Here is a 5,060-nt window from a genome sequence, read left to right on the forward strand (position 1 = left end):
CCCTCTAATAGACAATTTACCCTTAGTTAACTTTATGAAATAAACCCTATTAAAATACCAAATAATTCTGATAATTCATTCCGATACTTGAAATATAAATCTTTTAACATCAAAAGCTCACCTCTTCTTTGGCCTGTTATAGAATTGGTTTTTCATCGAATCTCCTGTTTTCATATACTCACTATCTATTTAACATAATAGATATCCTATTTATTCATAAAACTATCGTTTTTGACTTAACGCCTCTTTTACATTAGATTTCTTTTGCAAAGTGTTTACTTCTAATCTATCTAATTGTTGGTAATAGTCTAACTGGTTTTACATAGAAACCCATTTTTAATTTAGTTTAGAATTGACAGTTTCTTCGCTTTTGTAAATAATTCATCACTGAGAAGCACGAAGATGCAATAACTCTCTACAACAAAAGGACTTACCTTCACAAACAAAGGTAAGTCCTTAAATATACTAGTTAATATACATCTCTTCGGGTAAATGTAATAAAAGCGACAAGGAGTGCAGCGATTCCCCATATCGTTAGAATAATCATTGAAAAGCCCAAGGTCATCCCTTGAATTGGGGGAGCCCCTCCACTGATATAATCCGTAATTCGAAGATTGACCATAAATAAATACTTTGCGGACTCCCAAGATGACACCATGTTGGCTAAAATGGGACCCGAGATAAGAGTCGCTAACATAACGCCAGTTACAGCAGCCGTGCTACGTATTAAAAMAGATAGCATTAACGTTATGGACCCGACAATAATTCCAACGAACCAAGCAAGACCTAATTCCATCAAAAGGTATTGCCATTGATAAATTAAGTGAACATTAGTTGTGACGAGAACGTTGCCATTTGTTGAAAATCCAGTCAGGATAGGCATCGTCCACCCGGAATAGCCAAAAACAGCACCTGAGATGAGATAAGACAATAAACCCAGCGATAATACGATAAAAGAAACGGAAAGGATCATTGTGAGAAACTTACTCATTAAAATACGCCACCTCTTAACAGGCCTTGTTAGGAGCATTTTAATTGTGCCACCACTTAATTCAGATGACACCAGATCTCCTACGACCACAACAACCATTAGTGGCATTAATAAATCAATTGAATTTTCCACAAACATTCGCATAAACGTTGGGGCTCCAGGTGCTGAAGGATCCACATCATGTTCTAAGTAATATTCTTGTTCGCTAATTCTAATCAAAAAATATTTACGTAAATCGTCTGGAATGGTACTCGAATTAAGACGGTTTTGTGTATTTACAATATCCTGTTGTAATTGTGATCTCCAGTCTGTCGTACCTAAACGTTCTTGTAAGGATTTCACTTCTTTCATTTGGGCGTAAGTAAACAGTGCAACTAGGACGGCTACTATCGCTAAAATGATGTAAAGCCGTTTTTTTCGGACAAGCTTGATCAGCTCATTGTGCACTAAATTAATCAATTGTCTCACCTCCTGTTAACTCAATAAATAAATCTTCGAGTGTTGGAAGTTTCGTTTGGATTCCGCTAACCTTGACGCCTTCGCGAACCAATCTTTCATTTATCAAAGAGAGCTTTCCTTCATCGTAATGGGTAATTATTATTCCATCTTTTTCAAATATTATTGTTGTTTCTTCTGATAAAATTCTTCTCCCCTCAGCCAAAGGTTGAAGCTTCCAAGATACTCGCTCCTGTTCGGCTAGTAAGAGACCCACTGAATCAACTTTAATAATTTCGCCTTTTGAAATAATGGCTACTCGATCACACATCAATTGGATTTCACTTAGTAAATGGGAGGAAATAAGAATACTTATTTGATCTTGCTCCGCTAAAGTCCGAATAAATTCACGCATTTCTCTTATACCCACTGGATCAAGTCCGTTCGTTGGTTCATCTAGAATGAGAACTTTTGGTTTTCCAAGTAATGCCTGAGCAATTCCTAGACGTTGACGCATTCCTAAAGAATAGGTTTTAACTAGATCATGAATCCGGTTTTGAAGTCCCACTTGTGTGACGACTTCATTTATGCGATTTTCATTAATTTCGGGAACCATACGAGCAAACTGCTGTAAATTCTCCCAGCCAGATAAATATGGATACAGTTCAGGGTTTTCTACAATACAGCCAATTTGTTTTATGGCATTTGAAAAGTCATCAGCTAAGTTAAAACCGCAAATAGATATTTCACCAGAAGTTGGTTTAATCAAGCCAACAAGCATGCGGATAGTGGTTGTTTTCCCAGCTCCATTTGGTCCAAGGAAACCGAAAACTTCACCTTGTTTTAGTTCAAATGAAATCTTTTTGATGATTTCTTTGTTTCCAATTTTTTTCTGAAGGTCTTTAACTACTAATGTAGATTCGAGGTTATTCATTTTTCTCATTCTCCTTCTCAAAAGTAATGAGAGAAGCTACACGCTCTCCAACTAATTGATATCCCATACTGTTTGGATGAAATTTATCACCAGCTAAATAATTGTTAACATTCAATTGAAACAAGTCAAAAGTAGGAACAAATACGAATTTTTCAAAAGTTGCAGCCAAATCAGCAGTATCGAAATTCCACTTACGAACTGCATTTGATGTGGTTTTTGCATCTGACAATTCGATGAACGGATTGTAAAGTCCAATATGGTAAACCGTTGTTTGAGGATTAATTTTTCTTATCGTTCCATAAATTTCTTTGAGGTTACTTAAATACGTTTTTTCAAGAGCATCAATGTTAGATTGCTTAAAATTAGTTAGCGATGTCCCTCCTTGAAATAAATCATTCGCACCGATTGTCATGACAATAATGTCAGATCCTCGTATCTGTCTTTGCATTTCTGTTTGTTTAAGCTGATTTATCAGTTGTTGTGAAGTGTAACCACTGATGGCTAAATTAGATAAATCCACTTTTTGTTTCGTTTTTGATTTCAAGTCGTTCAACATGTACTGAACGTATCCTTTCCCCGTCGAATCTCCAGTTCCACGAGTTAATGAATCACCAATAGCAACGATAGAAACATCCTTTGTTTGAGTTGTGTCTGTAGAAATGGTCGCTGACTTTTCTACGGGTGGAGGAGGATTGTTGAAAAATTGATCGTTGATAGTGAAGGATAAACCAACCACCCACATGACAGTAGCAACTAATGATAAAACCGTAATGATTTTGACTGAATTTAATTTCACAATATCATCCTCTTTTTCTAAATGGGTAAGTTAATTAAACGTAGTCAATAATGAGCAGAAAGTAAAGTACAGGATACTCTGTTGTCGGTTTTAATAGTAAATTCTATTTTTAGTAATTTATGATTAGGATTGATTTCATTTATGTAAAGACAAACTGATACTCAGTTTAATCATCATCGATAACGATTAAACGGATATAGTGGTAAAGTATACATTGAACCGCTAGATATTCATGATTGCGGCAAAGAAGATTAGATAAAATGAGGTGCACAGATGAATATATTTTTACAACATAACTCGACGAAATTATATTTTGGTAAAGGGCAAATTAGTCAATTATCAAATGAAGTTAAAAAGAAGAAAGTACTTGTTGTTTATGGCGGAGGAAGTATTAAACAAAATGGGGTCTATGAAGATGTCATGAAAGAACTTAATAAAGCAGAAGCCACAATAGTTGAATTACCTGGTGTTGAACAAAACCCACGGTTAACAACGGTTCATAGAGGCGTTGAGATGTGTAAATCACAAGACATCGACATTCTTTTAGCTGTTGGGGGCGGAAGTGTAATTGATTGCACAAAAGCAATTGCTATCGGCGCAAAATATGACGGCGATGTGTGGGATTTAATTACGCGAAAAGCTCCCATTGAATCTGCCCTACCTATCGGGACCGTGCTTACTCTAGCTGCAACTGGTTCTGAAATGAATCCCATATCAGTTATTTCAAACTGGGAAACAAAAGATAAATTAGGTTGGGGATCACCTCATGTATTCCCACGTTTTTCAATCTTAGATCCTACTTATACATTTTCGGTGTCTCGTAAGCAAACTGTTTATGGAATTGTCGATAGCATGTCTCACGCTCTTGAACACTATTTTCATCGCACAAAAAACACACCAATGATTGATGGATTTATTGAATCATTACTTCGAACAGCGATTGAAACAGGTCCAAAATTACTGGACGATTTAACATCATACGATCATCGCGAAACGATGATGTACATCAGTACAACAGCATTTAATGAAACATTATCGAATGGAACAGATGGTGGTGACTGGGCTACTCATCGAATCGAGCATGCCATTTCAGCTGTGTATGACATTCCTCACGGTGGAGGTCTAGCCATTTTGTTCCCCCATTGGTTAGAGCATGTGCTAGAAGAAGACCCATCACGTGCGAAAATGCTAGCCATGAACGTCTTCGGCATTTCAGATGAAGGAAAAAGTGACCTGGAAGTTGCGAGAGATGGAGCGAAAGCACTTCGTGCATTCTGGGACTCTCTTAATGCTCCAAATCGTTTAAGCGACTATGACATCGACGACAAAGATATCGAGTTGATTATCGATAAAACCTTTATTAAACCAGGTGTCGGAGTTTATAAAGAACTGGATCGAGTAAGTGTTAAAGATATATTAATTCGGTCATTATAAAGTTAGAGGTAAGTATTCATGACATTAGTTTTAATGAAAACAAAAAGGATGAATCTCAAATGAGATTCATCCTTTTTCATTTCCCTGTTAAGCGACATCAATATTATTATTCATAAATTCATCTTCGGGTTTTGCGGCATCAAGCATAAGAAAAATTGCAGTAAGAATATGCATGACCATTCCTACAAACGGAATCCATGCGATACAAGAAGTGACTATTCCTAATATACTACCAGTCGAAGAACCACCGCTCTTTTTAGTCAAGACTAAAGTTACAATGTGCAAAGCAAGCATAACACCTAGAGGTATCCATAAAAAACTAACGACAATTATTCCACCTAATATGGGGATCCCTAGGATTGCTTCAAGACCACCACTCACCCATTTTAAAATTTTAGGTGTAGACAAATCAATCACATCCTTTCTTAAGGATTTCTTTTTACTATATCATTCTTTCCACTTCATTTATT

5 protein-coding genes are annotated in these 5,060 nt (G+C 36.3%); 1 reads left to right on the forward strand and 4 read right to left on the reverse strand.

Features of this window, described 5'->3' with window-relative positions; genetic code table 11:
* Positions 1 to 469 precede the first annotated feature (469 nt).
* From AC1DOS_RS17780 to AC1DOS_RS17790, 3 genes are read right to left on the reverse strand one after another with little or no spacing between them, the layout of a single operon-like run.
* Entirely contained in the window at positions 470 to 1,450 is a 981-nt protein-coding gene (locus tag AC1DOS_RS17780; RefSeq protein WP_477538573.1) for an ABC transporter permease, read from the reverse strand.
* Entirely contained in the window at positions 1,443 to 2,360 is a 918-nt protein-coding gene (locus tag AC1DOS_RS17785; protein ID WP_477538574.1) for an ABC transporter ATP-binding protein, read from the reverse strand. Before AC1DOS_RS17785 ends, AC1DOS_RS17780 begins: the two co-directional genes overlap by 8 nt.
* Positions 2,353 to 3,156, reverse strand: coding sequence for a GDSL-type esterase/lipase family protein (locus AC1DOS_RS17790; protein ID WP_477538575.1), 804 nt, complete (start codon positions 3,154 to 3,156; stop codon positions 2,353 to 2,355). Before AC1DOS_RS17790 ends, AC1DOS_RS17785 begins: the two co-directional genes overlap by 8 nt.
* A gap of 273 nt (positions 3,157 to 3,429) precedes the next feature.
* Here AC1DOS_RS17790 and AC1DOS_RS17795 point away from each other — a divergent pair, with 273 nt between their 5' ends.
* Positions 3,430 to 4,590: an iron-containing alcohol dehydrogenase gene (locus AC1DOS_RS17795; protein ID WP_477538576.1), complete on the forward strand. Its 1,161-nt coding sequence runs from the start codon at positions 3,430 to 3,432 to the stop codon at positions 4,588 to 4,590.
* An 87-nt stretch (positions 4,591 to 4,677) separates the two neighbouring features.
* Here the strand turns inward: AC1DOS_RS17795 and AC1DOS_RS17800 are convergent, their stop codons facing one another.
* Positions 4,678 to 4,998, reverse strand: coding sequence for a hypothetical protein (locus AC1DOS_RS17800; RefSeq protein ID WP_477538577.1), 321 nt, complete (start codon positions 4,996 to 4,998; stop codon positions 4,678 to 4,680).
* Between the last annotated feature and the right edge of the window lie 62 nt (positions 4,999 to 5,060).

The sequence above is a fragment of the Paenisporosarcina sp. P5_A11 genome, assembly GCF_056400705.1.